This window comes from Fictibacillus enclensis (assembly GCF_001457035.1).
In the GTDB taxonomy this organism is placed as follows: domain Bacteria; phylum Bacillota; class Bacilli; order Bacillales; family Fictibacillaceae; genus Fictibacillus_C; species Fictibacillus_C enclensis.
In genome coordinates this window covers 638,783-655,774 of record NZ_KQ758617.1, presented here as the reverse complement: position 1 = coordinate 655,774, position 16,992 = coordinate 638,783, and the positions used below count along the sequence as shown (strand labels likewise).

At 43.8% G+C, this 16,992-nt stretch carries 22 protein-coding genes and 3 pseudogenes; 7 read left to right on the top strand and 18 right to left on the bottom strand.

Annotated elements, in window-relative coordinates; all coding sequences use genetic code 11:
• Nucleotides 1–16: 16 nt before the first annotated feature.
• Nucleotides 17–1,342 (bottom strand): GntP family permease, encoded by a 1,326-nt coding sequence (locus tag AS030_RS03495; RefSeq protein WP_061971497.1) that lies wholly within the window; start codon nucleotides 1,340–1,342, stop codon nucleotides 17–19.
• Between the two features lie 188 nt (nucleotides 1,343–1,530).
• Nucleotides 1,531–2,088, bottom strand: coding sequence for a GNAT family N-acetyltransferase (locus AS030_RS03490; RefSeq protein ID WP_240482198.1), 558 nt, complete (start codon nucleotides 2,086–2,088; stop codon nucleotides 1,531–1,533).
• A 142-nt stretch (nucleotides 2,089–2,230) separates the two neighbouring features.
• On the opposite strand from AS030_RS03490, the gene AS030_RS03485 reads away from it, so the two are divergent.
• The gene (locus AS030_RS03485; RefSeq protein ID WP_061968439.1) at nucleotides 2,231–3,142 is read left to right on the top strand and encodes a DMT family transporter; all 912 of its coding nucleotides are present in this window, start codon (nucleotides 2,231–2,233) and stop codon (nucleotides 3,140–3,142) included.
• A 22-nt stretch (nucleotides 3,143–3,164) separates the two neighbouring features.
• Here the strand turns inward: AS030_RS03485 and AS030_RS03480 are convergent, their stop codons facing one another.
• Nucleotides 3,165–3,671, bottom strand: a complete 507-nt coding sequence (locus AS030_RS03480) for a GNAT family N-acetyltransferase (protein ID WP_240482197.1) — start codon at nucleotides 3,669–3,671, stop codon at nucleotides 3,165–3,167.
• A 76-nt stretch (nucleotides 3,672–3,747) separates the two neighbouring features.
• Here AS030_RS03480 and AS030_RS03475 point away from each other — a divergent pair.
• Nucleotides 3,748–3,894: pseudogene (locus AS030_RS03475) on the top strand (NucA/NucB deoxyribonuclease domain-containing protein); the annotation flags it as partial.
• Between the two features lie 122 nt (nucleotides 3,895–4,016).
• Nucleotides 4,017–4,307 (top strand): annotated as a pseudogene (gene comJ, locus AS030_RS24770) (competence protein ComJ); the annotation flags it as partial.
• 133 nt (nucleotides 4,308–4,440) lie between these two features.
• Here comJ and AS030_RS24900 read toward each other — a convergent pair.
• From AS030_RS24900 to AS030_RS03450, 6 genes are all read right to left on the bottom strand, one after another.
• Nucleotides 4,441–4,743: a GNAT family N-acetyltransferase gene (locus tag AS030_RS24900; RefSeq protein ID WP_338082299.1), complete on the bottom strand. Its 303-nt coding sequence runs from the start codon at nucleotides 4,741–4,743 to the stop codon at nucleotides 4,441–4,443.
• Nucleotides 4,697–4,948: a GNAT family N-acetyltransferase gene (locus tag AS030_RS24895; protein ID WP_478210299.1), complete on the bottom strand. Its 252-nt coding sequence runs from the start codon at nucleotides 4,946–4,948 to the stop codon at nucleotides 4,697–4,699. The genes AS030_RS24900 and AS030_RS24895 overlap by 47 nt, the downstream gene beginning before the upstream one ends.
• 73 nt (nucleotides 4,949–5,021) lie before the next feature.
• Entirely contained in the window at nucleotides 5,022–5,984 is a 963-nt protein-coding gene (locus AS030_RS03465) for an aldo/keto reductase (RefSeq protein WP_061968434.1), read from the bottom strand.
• A gap of 49 nt (nucleotides 5,985–6,033) precedes the next feature.
• Entirely contained in the window at nucleotides 6,034–6,900 is an 867-nt protein-coding gene (locus AS030_RS03460; protein ID WP_074440451.1) for an aminoglycoside 6-adenylyltransferase, read from the bottom strand.
• Complete coding sequence (locus AS030_RS03455) at nucleotides 6,897–7,145, bottom strand: hypothetical protein (RefSeq protein WP_061968430.1); 249 nt, start codon at nucleotides 7,143–7,145, stop codon at nucleotides 6,897–6,899. The genes AS030_RS03460 and AS030_RS03455 overlap by 4 nt, the downstream gene beginning before the upstream one ends.
• Nucleotides 7,146–7,216: 71 nt before the next feature.
• A complete protein-coding gene (locus AS030_RS03450; protein ID WP_061968427.1) occupies nucleotides 7,217–8,467 on the bottom strand; it encodes an MFS transporter in 1,251 nt (416 codons plus the stop codon).
• A gap of 317 nt (nucleotides 8,468–8,784) precedes the next feature.
• On the opposite strand from AS030_RS03450, the gene AS030_RS24120 reads away from it, so the two are divergent.
• The gene (locus AS030_RS24120) at nucleotides 8,785–9,153 is read left to right on the top strand and encodes a hypothetical protein (protein WP_061968425.1); all 369 of its coding nucleotides are present in this window, start codon (nucleotides 8,785–8,787) and stop codon (nucleotides 9,151–9,153) included.
• On the opposite strand, the gene AS030_RS03440 is transcribed toward AS030_RS24120, so the two are convergent.
• Nucleotides 9,097–10,059 carry a LacI family DNA-binding transcriptional regulator gene (locus AS030_RS03440; protein WP_061968422.1) on the bottom strand — a complete coding sequence of 321 codons (963 nt, stop codon included), beginning with the start codon at nucleotides 10,057–10,059 and terminating at the stop codon, nucleotides 9,097–9,099. The two genes, AS030_RS24120 and AS030_RS03440, sit on opposite strands and share 57 nt — an antisense overlap.
• A 267-nt stretch (nucleotides 10,060–10,326) precedes the next feature.
• Between AS030_RS03440 and AS030_RS03435 the strand changes: the two are divergent.
• Nucleotides 10,327–10,695, top strand: a pseudogene (locus AS030_RS03435) (carbohydrate ABC transporter permease); the annotation flags it as partial.
• A 125-nt stretch (nucleotides 10,696–10,820) separates the two neighbouring features.
• Here AS030_RS03435 and AS030_RS03430 read toward each other — a convergent pair.
• The 3 genes from AS030_RS03430 to AS030_RS03420 form a co-directional block, all read right to left on the bottom strand.
• Nucleotides 10,821–11,249 carry a MerR family transcriptional regulator gene (locus AS030_RS03430; RefSeq protein ID WP_061968420.1) on the bottom strand — a complete coding sequence of 143 codons (429 nt, stop codon included), beginning with the start codon at nucleotides 11,247–11,249 and terminating at the stop codon, nucleotides 10,821–10,823.
• Nucleotides 11,230–11,811, bottom strand: a complete 582-nt coding sequence (locus AS030_RS03425; RefSeq protein WP_061968417.1) for a helix-turn-helix domain-containing protein — start codon at nucleotides 11,809–11,811, stop codon at nucleotides 11,230–11,232. Before AS030_RS03425 ends, AS030_RS03430 begins: the two co-directional genes overlap by 20 nt.
• A gap of 320 nt (nucleotides 11,812–12,131) precedes the next feature.
• Nucleotides 12,132–12,674, bottom strand: a complete 543-nt coding sequence (locus AS030_RS03420) for a helix-turn-helix domain-containing protein (protein ID WP_061968415.1) — start codon at nucleotides 12,672–12,674, stop codon at nucleotides 12,132–12,134.
• Between the two features lie 203 nt (nucleotides 12,675–12,877).
• Here AS030_RS03420 and AS030_RS03415 point away from each other — a divergent pair, with 203 nt between their 5' ends.
• A complete protein-coding gene (locus AS030_RS03415) occupies nucleotides 12,878–13,306 on the top strand; it encodes an acyl-CoA thioesterase (RefSeq protein ID WP_061968413.1) in 429 nt (142 codons plus the stop codon).
• 46 nt (nucleotides 13,307–13,352) lie between these two features.
• On the opposite strand, the gene AS030_RS03410 is transcribed toward AS030_RS03415, so the two are convergent.
• The 3 genes from AS030_RS03410 to AS030_RS24510 all read right to left on the bottom strand — a co-directional run bounded on the left by AS030_RS03410 (nucleotide 13,353) and on the right by AS030_RS24510 (nucleotide 14,664).
• Nucleotides 13,353–13,763 carry a hypothetical protein gene (locus AS030_RS03410; RefSeq protein WP_061968411.1) on the bottom strand — a complete coding sequence of 137 codons (411 nt, stop codon included), beginning with the start codon at nucleotides 13,761–13,763 and terminating at the stop codon, nucleotides 13,353–13,355.
• A 128-nt stretch (nucleotides 13,764–13,891) separates the two neighbouring features.
• On the bottom strand, nucleotides 13,892–14,227 hold the full coding sequence (locus AS030_RS03405; RefSeq protein WP_061968408.1) for a hypothetical protein: 336 nt from the start codon (nucleotides 14,225–14,227) through the stop codon (nucleotides 13,892–13,894).
• A 305-nt stretch (nucleotides 14,228–14,532) separates the two neighbouring features.
• The gene (locus AS030_RS24510) at nucleotides 14,533–14,664 is read right to left on the bottom strand and encodes a hypothetical protein (RefSeq protein WP_276203837.1); all 132 of its coding nucleotides are present in this window, start codon (nucleotides 14,662–14,664) and stop codon (nucleotides 14,533–14,535) included.
• A gap of 187 nt (nucleotides 14,665–14,851) precedes the next feature.
• Here AS030_RS24510 and AS030_RS03400 point away from each other — a divergent pair, with 187 nt between their 5' ends.
• Entirely contained in the window at nucleotides 14,852–15,307 is a 456-nt protein-coding gene (locus tag AS030_RS03400) for an SgcJ/EcaC family oxidoreductase (protein ID WP_061968405.1), read from the top strand.
• Here the strand turns inward: AS030_RS03400 and AS030_RS03395 are convergent.
• Both AS030_RS03395 and AS030_RS03390 read right to left on the bottom strand, forming a co-directional pair.
• The gene (locus tag AS030_RS03395; RefSeq protein ID WP_061968403.1) at nucleotides 15,302–16,777 is read right to left on the bottom strand and encodes a sodium:solute symporter family protein; all 1,476 of its coding nucleotides are present in this window, start codon (nucleotides 16,775–16,777) and stop codon (nucleotides 15,302–15,304) included. The two genes, AS030_RS03400 and AS030_RS03395, sit on opposite strands and share 6 nt — an antisense overlap.
• Nucleotides 16,774–16,974 (bottom strand): DUF3311 domain-containing protein, encoded by a 201-nt coding sequence (locus tag AS030_RS03390; protein ID WP_061968401.1) that lies wholly within the window; start codon nucleotides 16,972–16,974, stop codon nucleotides 16,774–16,776. The genes AS030_RS03395 and AS030_RS03390 overlap by 4 nt, the downstream gene beginning before the upstream one ends.
• Nucleotides 16,975–16,992: the final 18 nt, after the last annotated feature.

The window sequence follows — 16,992 nt, the reverse complement described above, 5'->3', positions numbered from 1 at the left end:
GGCTTGTTACTGTCAGTTAAATAAACGCATTGAGAATCAGCGCGCCCGCAAAGGCGACAAAAGAAAGCAGGGTCTCAAGGACTGTCCACGTTTTGAACGTTTCATTAACGGTCAATCCAAGATACTCCTTAACCATCCAAAAACCGGCATCATTGACGTGGGAGAACATCAAGGAACCTGCTCCGGTTGCAATAACTAGCAGCTCAAGGTTAACCCCGGACATATGCTCGATAATTGGTGATACAATTCCGGCGGCCGTGGTCAGCGCAACGGTCGCTGATCCGGTTGCAATCCGGATAAGACCCGCAATCAGGAAAGCCAAAACAAGCGGGGAAAGTGACAAGTTCTCCGACATTTGGCCGATCGTATCGCCGACACCGCTGTCGATGAGAACCTGTTTAAATCCGCCGCCGGCCCCAATGATCAAAATAATGGAACCTACAGGAAGCAAGCTGTCTTCCGAAAACTTTCTCAGCATACTTTTATCCATTCCCTGACGGATGCCCAGGAAGTAGAATGCCGCAAAAACAGAGATCAAGAGGGCAATTACCGGACTTCCAATAAATGCTAAAAATTTCTCAAATCCCTTTGGCATGGACATGTAAGGAGCCACTGCAGCAAGAACCATAAGGATAACGGGCAGCAAAATGATAAAAAACGAAATCCCAGTGCTCGGAAGTTTCTTATAGTTTGTATTGAAACGAATCAATTCCGGCTCCCCTTGAGGAACCACACGTTTGTGCACCCATTTCGCAAAAAGCGGGCCTGCGATAATGGCTGCCGGAATGGCGATAATCAGAGAGTAAATTAAAACATGACCAAGGTTTGCTTTATAAATGCTGATTGCAGTAAGTGCACCCGGATGTGGAGGAACCAATCCGTGAACAATGGACAAACCTGCGATCACAGGAAGCGCAATCAGAAGAATGTTTTGTTTTGTGGTCTTTTGAATCGAAATCACGAGCGGCAATACAATCAAGATCCCTACTTCAAAGAAAACGGGGATTCCGATAACAAATCCGGAGAATAGCATGGCCCAAGGCAATTTTTTCACACCGAATTTACGGACAAAAAAATCGGCGACCTGCATACCGGCGCCTGACTCAGCCATCATCTTCCCAAGAATCGTTCCGAGCGCCAGAATTCCAACAAGGTGTCCAAGGACTCCTCCTACCCCGGTTTCGTACGCGCTTACAATCTTGTCAAGTGACAGACCGGCTGTAAGGGCCAGGAATAAACTGGCGACCGTTAAACTGATAAACGCATGCCACTTAAAAACAGAAACCCCGACAATAACAAGGGCAATGGCTGCTAAAGTAATAATAAGCAAATAAGCGTCCAACTTCTTTCCACCTTTCTTAGAAACCCCTTTCATATGAAAGGTCGGTTTCACACTACCTCATTCCCATGAAAAAAGTAGCACTTTAAAATTTCACTTTGTTCATCTTACCAAAAAAAGATAACGTTTGCCTACCCGTTTGCTCTATGGATTTTTTTACCTGATCAGGAAAGGTAGGGCTTCGGCCTCCCTTAGGTATCATTTTTGTAGTAAATAAGGTGATCAGTCCATTTGCCGTTATCCAGTGTAAATCCCTTCCTCACACACTCATAATTCATTCCGACAGCTGTTGCCAATTGGATGGAGGGAACATTGTCCGGATGAATATGTGCTTCAATCCGGTGGAATCCGAGCTGCGAGAACGCCAAATTCAGCACACCCTTTACCGCTTCCTGGCCATAACCATTCCCCCAGTATGGATTTAGAATGGTATAACCTATTCTGCCCCACTGAAATCCGTCCCGTAACAATGTGGATATATCCAACACACCAATGTGGCTTTCATCGCTTTTTTTGAACACACCCAAAATATAGGCATTATCATGTTCCATTGCAAGTTGGTGTTTTTTCACCATCTGATCGAACCATGAATGAGTAAAATCAGACATATCCATATTACCTTCATCGAAACGGTTGCGGGCTTTACCACAGCTTTCATACGAAGCACACCAATTGGAATAATCATGAACAAAATAGGGCCGGATAAGGAGGCGATGAGTTGTCTTTTCGAGGATTAAAGGTCGTACCACTAAAAGTCCCTCCTCCACGTACTAGAATCCTCTCATTTTACACCACCACAGGGTTCCTTGTAAAAAAGACCAGGGGCCTTTCCTTTTTTAATTTTTTCCATTAGGATATATAAGTTAATACCTAAAAGAGAGAAGGAAGAACATGATTCGTTTGTATGGAGCTCTGGTCGGTTTAAGCCTGATCTGGGGACTCTCCTTTGTTTTTATGAAATGGCTGCTGGAACCAGCTGGCATATGGGGAGTCGTTTTTATTCGCACCTTGGCTGGTGCCATTATTCTTTTACCCTTAGTATTAAGAAAAACAACCGATTCTACTAAAAAACTTCCGATTAAATGGCTATTGATCACAGGATTTTTCAACTGCGGACTGGCATGGGGGCTGATCTCCCTGAGTGAGACCGTTATACAGTCCAATACCGCCTCCATCTTAAATGCCACCACTCCCATTTGGACCGGATTGCTTGGTTTTTTCCTTTTTTCCTACCGATTGAACAAACAGCAGTGGATAGGTATCCTTATTGGCTTTTTTGGCATATTGGTTCTTATGGATTTTCAAATCGGCCATCTGTTCGGCGCCCAATTTGTCGGAATCGGCACCATGGTGCTTGCTGCCATTTGCTACGGTTTATCCGGGCAGCTCACAAAGCGGTATTTGTCTGGTGTAGGGGTGGTCACGATTACATTTTTCACGCTGCTTACAGGAGCGGCTACCGGCCTTGTCGGTGTCTTGCTGACAGAACCGGTGCATATTGGACAACTGCTTGAGCTTAAACCTATGCTCGCGGTTCTGGGTCTCGGTTGTCTCGGTTCCGGACTCGGACAGCTCATTTATTTTTATTTGAATAAAAACGGCAGCCCGGAGTTCGCCGCCACGGTCACGTACTTGATTCCGGCAAGTGCCATGATCTGGGGCTATGTTCTCCTCAAGGAGCCTGTCACACCAAACCTGATCGTAGGATTGCTTATCATTTTTGCAGGAGTATACCTGTCTTCGAAAAAAAAGAGAAATAAAGAAACACTCACCACCATACAGAAAAAAGAGGCATCCCGCTAACTCCGGATGCCTCCTTTTCATTTTAGACAAACAATTCCATATGATCTTCATTATAGAAAACGCCATCTACCTGCAAGGCTCTTGTTTCCGTTCCATAAGCAGTAAATCCTAATCGCTCATACAGTTTTTTTGCCTTGTCATTGCTTGATACAACGGTAAGATTCAGCTTCTCAACGCCTTCTATTTCATTTGCTTTGGAGATCGCAGCATGCATTAAGGCTTTACCAGTCCCCTGCCCCCGGCTGCGCGAAGTCACATACATGGCAAAGATATTCGCTTTGTGGCTCATCTTTTTGTAACTCTCCTGAACCAGTGTAACCATGCCAATCATGACATCATCTGTGAATGCTCCAAAGGTATAACTTCCTTCCGCCTTAAAATTTTCCTTAACCTGCTCAATCGCATTCTTCCTTTTCACAGCATCTTCATAGCTGGAGGCAAAGGCCTCCGGTGAAAACATGAGCGCCTCGAGCCTTAATTTCCAATATTCTTCTGCATCTGACGCAGTAAGTAAGCGGACTTTCATCATTTCTCCTCCTTTTAAAAATTAACATTTACGTATACTGGGTCATTGTCGGAAGCACCATTGTCCAAACAAGATACTATGGCCAATGGCCATGTGTGAAGAAGGCAGATACGGAGCAGACATCCGCTTCATCTCTCCTTTTGATAACCGCGGAGCAGGAGCCTGGGTAGGCAATCAAGTGGAAAACTATCCTGACGGCACAAAGGTTTTGTTTATTGTTCAATAAGGTAATAAAACAATAATCCTGGATGACGTTAAGGAGGCACACATGCAAATGGTGAATGAACTTACCGTTTCGTATTCCCAATTAGTTGTATACAACAAAGGAACTGAAAACCCTTCTTAGACTGGACAGATGCCGATATTCAGCACGGCTATATTGAAAAAGATGGCGTGATCTCATTTGAAGCCCTCGCCGATTACAAATGTGAAATTAATGAATCCTCCCCTTCCCTCTATGAAAAACCATCTGGCTCAACGCGTACATTTTCTCTCCCCTTTTCAACAGTGGAAGAAGGGATTATCGTCTCAAGTGTAGGCGCAAATCCTCTGGAGTTTTCTGTCCCTAAAGGAGCTTATAACTTTACGTGGACGCCACTCCACTTGAAACGCCAAAATCGAATCGTTTATTTAAAGTGAAATATGATCTGCAGTTTATACCAAACAAGAGCTAAAAAGATGTGGTAGAATACACCTCAAAAAATAACAACAATAATAATCCAGGCATATAAAACGACCCACTACGAATTAACTAGTGGGCCGTTCGTCCTTTCTATTTTCTTTTCTCCCAATCAGGTTTAAGCAGCGAATAGACCCGCTGATCATAAAATTGACCATGAAACGATGCATAGCCGCGAAGGATGCCGTCCTGAGCGAACCCTGCCTTTTCAAGAAGATTCATGGATGGCAGTGCATCTACATTCGTAAAAGCTTCCACTCGGTAAAGTTCCATTGTACAAAAGCCGAACTCTATCATTTTTTCAAGTGTCTCGCTCATGTATCCTTGCCGCCAGTACTTCCGGCCAAGGTCATAAGCGATCTCTCCCCTGGAAGCCCCGTACGGTTTCCCAGCCATTGTAGCCGCAGGAACCGATGAGAGTATCATCTTCCCTACGAACAATTCCCCAGCGGAAGGCGGCATTTTCATCAAACAAATCATTCATGAAGGTAATCATTTCTTCTGCTTCATCGATAGTTTTGAGAGGCCCTTCTCCCATATCTCTTACCACCAGCGGATCGGAATAAATACTTAGAACGGCAGGCGCATCCTCCACTGTCATCTTTCGACATGTATAGCCGCCTGGTTTCTATTTCGGGAATGTTTTAAATTTCATTCTATATGTTCCTCTTGAACTAGTTAATATTCTCTACTTCGTTTACTAGTTCATCGGACCACTTCCAGTCACTGATTTTCACTGCATCTGTGACATGGTATGGCTTGCTGGCACCAACAATGGCGGATGTAACTGCCGGCTGATTTAATACCCAGGACAGAGCAAATTGTGACAGACTGACCTCATTCCTCTCGGCCAATTCAAGGTATTTGCTGACCAGGCCAAAATTCCGGTCCGTGAAATAGTTTTGGATGAGGCGTTCTCCCTTGGCCGCACGGCTTTCAGCAGGGGCATCGTCCTTACTTTTATATTTGCCTGAAAGCATTCCTCTGGCCATGGGGCTGTATACCATAACCCCTACTCCTTCAGACTCGCAAAACGGAAGCAGCTCCTGTTCGATCTCCCTTGACAGCAAGTTATACTGCGGCTGAACGGAAACATATTTTTCGAGATTCATTTTTTCACTGATTCCGTGGGCTTTCATGATCTGCCAGGCGGCATAGTTGGAGCAGCCGATGTAGCGCACTTTTCCGCTCCGTACAACATCATCAAGCGCTCGCAAAGTTTCTTCAAGCGGTGTGTTTTGATCGAACAAATGAACCTGATACAAATCGATATAATCAGTCTGAAGGCGTTGAAGGGATCGGTCAATCTCCTTCAGGATATGGGATCTGGAAAGGCCTGATTCATTCTTCCCATGACCCATGCGGATACCGACCTTGGTAGCCAGTATAACTGCATCTCTTCTTCCCTTTAATGCCCGGCCGATGATTTCTTCCGATTCACCCGTCCCATAGGGTACTTCTGTGTCCTGCCCCTTGCCATAGTAGTTGGCAGTATCAATAAAATTAATCCCTTCTTCCATCGCCTGATAAAGGATGCTGCGGGACGCTTCTTCGTCAATCCAGCGTCCAAACGCCATAGTTCCCAAACAAATGGACGACACATCCAGCCCTGTTTTACCGAGTTTTTTATATTGCATGCTATCACCTCTTACTCTTGTTCTACCACATTTGTTCAGAATGTTTAAATTATTTGTCCGGATACATATAATTGGCATTTGAAGGGAGTCTCCTGACATGCTCTAAATGAGCTGTCACCCTGGTATCTTCTTCCCCATTATAGGAAAAGCCAAGCTCATCAGCCAGGGGCCGGGCAAGCTTTCGAAACAGGCTCCCCATTACAAAGAGGGCATCCCATATATTCTCATAATCGCCATCCGGATAAGTTTTCACAAATTGATTCCATATTTCTTTTTCCAGATAGTTTTCAAAGTACTTGCCGGACTTTCCTGAATCCACCGTAAAATTATGCTTTTGGCCAATGTGCCAGCGAAACATTAGAATCAGCATATCCCGAACCGGGCCGTCGAACATGGCTTTGGCGTACGGCAGCTCTTTTCGCCATAACCCTTTCGCAATATAGATGCTCACCCACCAAAATTCGTTGCAGCAATCATTAAATTCTTTTTCCGAAGGAGGCAGAGTAATGTAATCCTTATTGCTTGATGGCGGCAATTCACCCAGCAGACCCTCTTTATCAAGGATAACCCTGCTTAAACTTTCATGCTGCATGCTATGTATGTTGTCCATCGGGAAAAAAGTAATATCAAGACGCTGGCCATTCGCAAACTGAAGCAGAAACGTGAACTTTCCTGTCTTTTCGTCTGATCTGCTTATTCCCATATCATCGGGTGTCTGCATAATCATAATTTCCCCAAACTGCTTGATCCATTGCCGGTTTTCGCGATATAAAGCTACGTTCGTCGTTAGACAGATCACATCATAATCCTGGAAAATATCATGTTTTATCTTTTCATCCACCCGGGAGCCGTTCAGGATTAACGCCTTAATCTCTTCTTCTTTTTGTGCAAAGGTTTGTAGTTTCTCCAGCATCATTCGAGCTCCTTGTTTACTTTTCTTTTTTTTTGAATTTCTTTTATATCAATCACCTTAGACTGCTTTTTTTCACGATTATCCGATTTGGGAATTATCGCGATGCTCGCTGCCAGACTGAAAAGAACGAGAACCCCCCATAATCCTTTTTTAATCCAAGACGTATCGATCCATACCGTAAGCACTCCAATGATAATCGTGGAAACGAACAACCAGATCCAAACTTTATATAACTGATCGTGCTTCATCGTGCACACCCCTTATCTTACAGTCTGCAATTGTAAAAACGCCCGGACAAAGGTCCAGGCGTTCCATTTTTCTATAGTTCTCCCTTGATTTCCTGCTGAATGATACGCTTTTTCATAATCGGAAGTAAAGTAACCACTCCCACAAACAGAAGAAGCGCACCCAGCTGATAAATCAGGACAATGGACAAATGCGTTTTCATCCAGCCGGCGGCTGACATGGTAATGACCATCGCTCCCATAAACAGCGGATTCAGTATGCCGTTAACACGCCCGATAAAAGCTTCTTCCGTATTCTGCAGAATCATGGTGTTGATTCCAATATGGATGCACGGCATGAACAATCCTGAAAAGAACTGGGCGAACAGCGTAAGCCAAAAAAATGTGGACCACCCCATCCCGATAAACCCAATCGCACTTGCAGCCAACCCGATAGCCAGCAATACCTGCGGCAGCATTTTTTTGGAAAGGGCCATGGTGATTCCCCCGCCCAGAATCATACCGATGCCAAAAGCCGCCATCAGCCATTGAAGTTCTTCCTTTGGAAGACCAAGGCGTTCAGTAATAATAAAGACACCGAGCGGCTGTGTAAGGCCGATCGCTAAGCCAGCTGCCGCGAAACATCCGCCAAGGAGAGTCAGCGGCCGGCTTTTCAACACATACCGAAACCCGTCTTTCATCTCCTGCACCAATGTTGTTTTTACCCCGCTTTCTTTTTCTGTCCGATCGGCGGGAAGCATGAGAAGAACGGCAGCGGATAATAAGAAGGCCACGCCCATTACCCCAATGGCTGTCATGATGCCAAAATGCTGGTAAACGAAGGTTCCCACGATAGGACCTAGAATCATAAACAACGCAAAAATGGTCTGGTACATCGACATGCCCATTTGGACCAGCTCAGAAGGCACGTGAATCTTAAACAGCTTCATGCCGGATGGCTGGGAAAACTGCGAAAGGATCGATGAAACAAGTGTCGCAAAGAAAATGACCTTCCAGCTGCCGAACAGCAGCGTCAATAAAACCACAAAAACAGAAATGGCGCTTAACAGGTCACACCATACCATCGTCCGTTTTGGCTTCCACCGGTCGGCAAATGTTCCCCCGATAAACGAAAAGAGAAAGATCGGGGCAAACTCAGCAACCGAGATCAGAGAAACGGCAACCGGGTTTTCATTTGTCTTTTCAATAACATATAACAGGATGGAATAGTTCCTTACCCAAATTCCAATCTGAAGAAAGAACACTGAGAGAAGAATGGTGCGCACCACCCTGTTTTGAAACAGGGCACCCATGCCCGCTTTTTCTTGGACTGTATTTTCGTTCATAAAAAAACCTCCTGATCCGTTTTTCTGGACAGGAGGCTCTTATGTCGCAAAAAGGCAGAGTACACACGGGTTCATCGTATGTTTCCTTTTGGGCAACCAATAAAAGGCCAAACTGAATCCTATCCAGAAAAAAATTAACGTAATGACTGATACGAATTTTTTAAAGAATAAGATTAGTTGTTCATCACCCTTTATTCACCCTTCCGAATTGAATTACTTACATAGTATCCAATTATAGTCAAAATTTCAATAATCATTCATAAAAACAGGAAAAATTGCCCAAATTAAATTTAATACACACTAAAGGAGGTATAATCATGAAAAAACCCTTCATTCACACGTTAGTTCCTTTGCTTGCTGCTCTATTAATCCTCTCACCTATCCAAGCCCATGCCAAAGCCCCTGAGCGCGCCCAGCAGGAATGTCTTAGTCCAAAACACGTCAAACTGCATGGGGATTTGCGTAAGCTGTGGATTGACCATACCATCTGGACAAGAAGCTATATTGTCAGCGCCCTTGCCGGACTGAAAGATCAGGACCTCGTACCTTTACTGAAGGAATCGTCAAACAGTTTCCCAATCAATTTTAAATCAGAAAAGGAAGGTACTCCCTGTACCTTCCTTTTCCCATTAAAGCCGGCAGAGGGATTCACCCTCGGACAAGGTGACCCCCACTTTTTTATGTGAAGATGATTCCTTTTTAATCAGTTTGATGAGCTGTTCAGCCCCTGCTGCTCCCCATTCACGTTTGGAATAATCAATTGTGGTGAGGCGTGGATGAGTATATTGCGCAACTTCAATGTTATCAAAGCCGATAATATGAACATGTTTTCCAACTTTATAGGCTGTGCCTGATAAGGCATTGTACATGCCGATGGCCATCTCGTCATTCAGGCAAAATGCCGCGACCGGTCCGGAATACTCTTCGATAATTTTTCTACCCGCTTGTTCTCCAGAAGCTTTGTTAAAGTCCCCCTGAATGACCGAACACTCTATCCCGTTCTTTTCAGCCGTCAGCAAAGCCTGCTGGAGACGCTGACTGGAATCAAAGGAACCGGTCGGACCTGTCACGATATAGAGCTTCCTATGGCCAAGCTCCGCCGCATGATCAACTACAAGTTTTGCTCCTGTTTTGTTATCCAACAGCACCTGGGTGATATTTTCATGCTGCAGCTCGCGGTCAAGTACAACAAGTTTATGTCCACGGTCTGCGTAACTGAGCAATTCCTCGTTGGAAAAATGGGCGTCGAGAATAATAGCCCCGTCGATCATACCTTCCGGGAGAAACCGGTGAGATTCCTTTCCGCTGCAAACAATCAATTCATATCGATGATGAGCAAGCTGATCGAGCATGCCCTGCTGAAGTTCACCATAAAAGGCACCGCTGTAATTGGTTAAATATACCCCGGCAATCTTGGTTTCCCGTTTCTTCAGTGTCCGTGCCGCTGCATTGGGGATATAATTCAATTCTTTTGCAATGGCTAAAATTTTCGCTGTAGTTTCTTGTGTTACTTTCCGGCTTCCATTTAACGCATACGAAACCGTGGAAATCGAAACGCCGGCTTGTTTCGCAATATCTTTAATACTGACCACCCGGGCACACTCCAATCTGTCGTGAAAACGTTATCTCTATTATACAATGTTCTCACACCTATGTTCATTTTTGTCATTGAAGGGCACTGATGCCCCTTATTTTCTGATCTCAATAATATTGATTTCTTTGGCTGAATCGCAAGCCGCATTGAATTCGTCAAGACTGATTCTAAAACCACCTGTTCGGTAACGGTTGGAAAGGACTTCTGCCCCCGCTTCCTTTCCGTTAATCCTAATACCGCTCTTTTGTCTTCCGCTTAAATCAACATCTTCTTGTTCCGCCAGTTCATGGCGACCATCCCTGATGAGCTTCTCGAAGCAGCGAGGCTTGATGGAGCAAGTGGATTCAGGCGGTTTCTTCAAATCATTATTCCGATTTCCAAACCGATTTTGGCGGTTCAGGGCATTCTTACCTTCATTGCTGGCTGGAACAGCTTTTTATGGCCATTGATCATTGCCAACGACGAAAACCTGTATACCCTGTCTGTCGGGCTCTCCTTGCTCAAAGGACAGTATGGCGGAAACTTCGCCCTTCAGATGGCAGGTTCAACGTTTATGGTCGTTCCTATCGTTATCATTTTCATGCTGTTCCAAAAGCACATTATCGGGGGCTACACCATCTCGGGAATGAAATAATATTAAAAAAGCACAAACCATACGAGGTTTGCGCTTTAATCGTTATTACTTTATGGAAAAGACTTCTCTTTGGAGCTGATCAACTGGTTTCCTGGCGATCGGGTCGCTATGAAAATATTTACGGATCACATCGTGTTTGACATGGTTGACAATCTGTCAACTTTCTGAATAAGCTCCGTCAGTTCTTGATGAAAAGCAAGCATTTTTTTCATTTTCTCTTCCAGCATGGATGCTTGCTCTGTCAGGCCTGCAGCCATTTCAGCCAGATCCTGTTCTTTATCCTCCTGTTCTGAAGCCTTCTGATAATGAAATTTATGAGAAGTGACCCGCTCCTTTAAAGATAAAAACTGCTGAAGTTCCTGAAGGGAAAAACCGAGGATTTCTTTTGCATCCATTACCCGTTTGATATGTTTCACATCATCTTCGGTATACAGCCGTATTTTCCCATGGCTTCGCTCAGGTGTCCGAAACAGGCCAATCTCTTCATAATAACGGATGGTTCGTTTTGTAAGACCTGTCAACTGAGCCACTTCATCAATTTTCAACCTTCTCATTTGCCTCTCCCCTATCTCTGTCATTATCTTTTAAGATTTGGGTCAGATCGGTACAAATCATGGCTGCCCCTACAATGTTCCCTTTTGAATCAAACAAAGGCTTACCGAATATATCATACGTATGAAGCCCGTCTGATAACGAATAGGGAATGGTCTTTCTCAAAGGAGCCTTTGTTTGGATCACCTGTCGTTTTAATTCCATAAATTCCATGGAGCCGGGATGGTAACCCAATTCATCGTCACGTTTTCCAATTGCAGAAAATGGCGCAAAATCAGGCGGCGGATTAAAAATCCACGTATACCGTAAATCCAGATCGCACTGAGCCACTGTTACCGGTGAATCTTCCAATGTGATATTAAAGGGCTCACTAAAGTGTTCGGAATAAAAATTTGCAGGATTGAAGCCCAGTACCTTGGAAATTTTAAGCGCAACCTCGGGGCTCGGGTGTCGTTTCATCGTTTCGATCTGAGCATAATACCCTCTGTCAATAAAAGCCGCTGCGGCCACCTGTGCCTGTGTCATGTTCTTTTCTTTCCGCAAATTCACTAACCATTTTCTCATTTGCTCACCATCTAATCTTGTATTAATTCTATCTTACGCAAAACCTCTACACACTTGACGTGGCTTTTAGCCACTATTAGATATTTTTTACTAGAAAATTAGTTAATAACATGTAATATTTAAATCTAGCCTTAATAAAGGTTTAATAGTATAGGTGTCTGCTTGTTTTTCTTATCTTTATATTTCTTCAACGTATGTATAAAACCCTTAAAAATTGATGTGGCGTTTAGCCACAGTAGGTATTTTTTCCTTAAACAACGGTTTTACAACAGATTTGTTAAAAATTTTAAAAAAAGAACCTGTAGAGGTTCTTCAAAGGATTATTTCTCTGTATAATACCCGCTCAGTTCTGTTGAAATGGTAGCAGCGCCGATTACACTTCCATCTTCCCCTAGTAATGGCTTACAATAAACATCGTAGGAGATTTGGCCATTTGATAAGGGAAAGGTTATAATCTTTCTGGCTGATCGCTTTGTTGAGATGACCTGTTGCTTTAATTCCATTAAATCTGCCGTTCCCTTGTTGACTGCAAGTTCATCATCACGTTTGCCGATCGCTTCTTCATTGCTGAAATCACTATGTGAGTTAAACAGCCACGTATAGCGTAAATTCAGGTCACATTGAGACACAATTACCGGAGAATTATCCAATGCACTGTTAAATGGCTCGCTTATACTATCAGAATAAAAAACGGCAGGATGGAATCCAAGCACATTTGAGATTTTCGCCGATACTTCATAACTTGGATCTCGTTTCCCGCTTTCTATTTGGGCATAGTAGCTTCTGTCAATAAACGCCTCCCTCGCTACATATGCCTGTGTGAGTCCTTTATCTTTTCTTAGTTTTCCTAACCAATGCCGCATATATTTCACCGTCTATTTTTTTAGAATTATATTAATAATAACTGACAACACAACGATTATCTGTGGCTAAATGCCACAACATGGACTTCCTCTGCCAAAAGACCTGTTAGAAAATCCTATACAAGTATATTTGCTCCCTCTTTTTTGGTCAAGAAAGTACAATAAAGAAGACGTCTACTCACAGAGAAAGGAAAGACTGTAGTATGTACATATCAACTGTACCGATTCAACTGACTTATGCAGATACCGACATGATGGGTGTCATTTACCATGGGAACTATGTTAAATTTTTGGAGCTAGGCCGATCCGCACTAATCGCTGATGCCGGCTTTGATTATCTTGAGATGGAGAAACAAGGCTACTATGCTCCGGTATACAACCTTGAAATTACCTATAAAAAACCAATTCGCTTTGGTGATCAGGTGTTTGTGAAAACATGGGTGGAAGAAAACAAACGATCAAAAACAGTCTATGGTTTTGAAATTGTAAAAAGAAACGATGACTGGGAACACCTTTGTGCAACCGGAACAACGACTCATATTGTAGTAAATGGAACAAACTTCCGGCCTGTGCCGTTTAACAAAGCTTTTCCTGAGTGGTTTCAAAAATATGAAGAGATTAAAAAACAATAAAGAAGGAAGACCTGAGATTTTGCCTTCCTTCTTTCAATCATACGATTCATCCCAATTGCCACCAGCGTTTCTTTTGAGATGCTTCAACCAACCGGGAAATCGCTTCTTTTGTTTCAGAAATTTGCTCTTTAATCGCCACCAGCTCTCCCTTTAATTCCGCATTCTGAAGGTTTAAATCATGCAGCTGCCGGGAAAGCCATTCCATTTCGCTGTCCGGCTGATCTTCCCCCAACAATTCGGTTTGTTGAGCAAAACCAAGATTTCCGAGAAGATTCTCATCTTTGAGAAGGTTTGCCGCCATCATCATCATGCCCCCGAGATCGAGCACCTCGTCGTCTTTTTTATTATTCAATACGCTTCCGGCAAGATTCATGATCCCGTTTATGTCGAGCGCTTCATTCCTTTCATCCATTGCCTCATCTTCCTGATGAGTGGGTTGGTTCTTTTCCTCTGCCATGCCGATCCGCTCCTTCTGTTCCCCATATGAATTGGGCTATTGCTTTACAGCCTATGCAAAACAGGCGGAGGATGTTACGGCATAATAAAGCAGCATTCCGGAATTACAGAATGCTGCTTTTAACCGTTTTATTCATGGGAGGCCAAGCTGCCCACCCGCTCCAAAAGCGGAGATGGATTTTCTACCAGGCTATTGAGCATAGTAAGCACCTCAGGGACGAAGCGAAGGTCCCCTTCTTCCCATTGTTCATTCCATTTTCTTAAATGCCGATCTGCGTAATGAACCTGCTCCTGCATCTCCTCTTGCAGCAGTTCAATCACATGCAGCAGGATTTTAATATGATTTACTGAAAGCAAGTCCGTTCTGTATGAATCCTCGTTCGTGTATTCCGCTGCATCTCTAATAATATCTGCAATATCTGTTGCGTCGGGCTTATTGGGCTCGTATGTTACAATGCGTTTCATGCTGATCCCTCCTGCACCAAATTTTTTTAATTGGCAACTACACATGATAGGTTTGACGTTTTGCTCCCTTACTCCTTTAAATTCTTTTCGTATTATTTCGTACGATTCCGATCAAAAACCGCATCAGAATCAGGAGTTATTGGGGAAACAAAACGATAACCATCATTTCGTGTAGAAACCTATTTTATCGTTTTATCCGTTGATTTTCCAATCACAAGCATTAAAGAAATCAAAACAAAAAATCTTCTGAGAACAGGTCTCCGAAGATTCATATAAGGGGTACAACCATCATTCTATGGTTACATTTAAGCACCAAGAATTGCTGTTAATGCATCCCGGATAATTGCTTGCTGTTCAGGAGTTCCCAAGAGCACAGCCACTAACAACGCAAGCAAAAGGAGTAATGCAAGAACGATGGATACAAGATTAATAGACATTCCCTCACCTCCTCTTACAAGGATAATAAGGGAGGACCCTTATACCACATCTTATGCGATTCTATCAGGATCATCTTGTACAGACACCCTTTTTAATAGAAATGGGCTGTCCATTTTTTTACGCAGGCTCTTGACGATACCCCTTAGGGAAGGGCAAGCTAGAGGTAGAAAAGAAGGAGGTAGATTCATGAATTCTTCAAACCTGCAAGATATCATAAAGCTTTATCGAACACTGATTAGTTCCTGGAACAATCGAGATGCTGTTGAAATGGCCGCACAATTTTTAAAAGACGGGGAAATGATTGGATTTGACGGCAGCCAGATCATTGGCCGGGAAGACATCCGCACTCACCTGTCACCGATATTCAACGATCACCCCACTCCTCCGTTTACCTGCAAGGTAAAGGCGATCAAACTGTTAAGCGAAAACAGCGCCCTTTTACGTGCCATAGCAGGTATGGTCCCTCACGGGGAGAAGGCGTTGAATCCTGCGCTCAACGCCCATCAAACCCTTATTGCTGTAAAAAAGGATAACACCTGGAAGATCCAGCTTTTTCAAAATACGCCTGCCCAATTCCATGGCCGTCCAGATCTTGTCGAACAAATGACCGAGGAATTACGTCATTCTCCTTCCATCCTATAATGCTTTTTCTGTTTTTGTATTCACCACTGCAGTGGATTTTGTAACTGCCGATACGACAAACAAGACAATCAAGTTCACGATCATGGCAATGATTCCTACATTAAAGTCCTGAATGGCCTGTGGCAGAAAAGGAAAAATGGAACCCACTGTTTTACCCGTGATGGTGATATATGTCACTGTTGCCACACCCGTACCAATACCCGCAAAGGCACCGGCTTTGGTCACAAAATTATTTTTCATCAAGCTGAACACAAGGGTTGGGAAAAGCTGAGTAACAAGACTGTATCCCATCAACAGAAGAGCAACAAGCGTGTTGCCACCTTTAAAGGTAAAGAAAACGGCGATAAGGGCAACAACCGGAACAAGATAGCGTGCTGTACGTGTAACTTGCGCATCGGAAAGATCCGGTTTTATCACTTTGTACACATTCTTGGCCAGAATGGTAGAAGCGGCCATTAGGATCATGGACCCAGGAACAAGCGCGGTTAAAATTCCCGCCGCTCCGATCACACCAATTACCCAGGGATCGAACGTTTGAATGGACAGTCTGAGCAGAGCAAGGTCTGCATCCGCCCCTGTCAATCCTTTCACCTGCAATATGGCTGCAAATCCAACAAAGAAGACAAACAGCAGTACAAGTTGGTAAATCGGCATAAAAATCGCGTTTTTTCTGAACACTTTTTCGTTTTGTGCTGAATAAATGGAGCCAAAGGTATGCGGCCACATGTAAAATCCGAGCGCGGTCAGAAGGACAGTTGTCACAAACCAGGATGGACTCATACCGCTGTCCGGAAGTGCCAGGAATCCCGGCTTGGCCGCTTCTACCGCCTCAAACATTGGCTGAATGCCGCCATAATAGTGTATTGGCAGATAAATTCCCAAGAATAGCACAACGACCAGAATGAGAATATCCTTGGCAACGGCTGTCCAGGCCGATCCGTGAATTCCTGAAACCATAACATAAATGGTCACTACCGCCAGGCCGATCCAGATCGCGACTGTAGGTGAAATCGTCCCGTAGGAAGATTCTGAAACGATGATGCCAAGCCCTTTCAATTGAAGAACAAAATAAGGAATCATGGCTACAACACCAACAAGTGAAACGAGTATACCCAAATAAGGGCTCTTGTACTTGCTCACAAAAAAGTCAGATTGCGATAATAATCGATTCTCTTTGGCGTACTTCCAGATTTTCGGCAGAAGGAAATAGGACATAATATAGGCCAGACACCCGTACCCGATAATATAATAGGTTGGACCGCCTTTTCCATAAGCCCATCCGCTTCCGCCCAAAAACGTGAAGGTCGTATAAATTTCACCTGCCATCAAAAGGAACACAAAGATGGTTCCAAATCCCCTGCCGCCGACAGACCATTGCTCCAGGTCCATATCCTTTCCTTTCTTTGCCCGGATTCCGAGAAAAATCGACATGATCATCACGGCAAAGATTATAATCAATGCTGCATTCATTGTACATCCCCCTCCTTATTCCTTGGATCCAACTTATAGATGATTACCATGATAACGGTTGTAATCACTACCCATATCACGCAATAACCAAGTAAAAAAGGCATTCCAAAAATATACGGTGTAACTTTATTGGCAAAATATGTACCGCCGAGCAACCCGATAAACGGAATGAGCGCCAGCCATTTGATTAAACTCATGACAATCTCTCCTTCTTC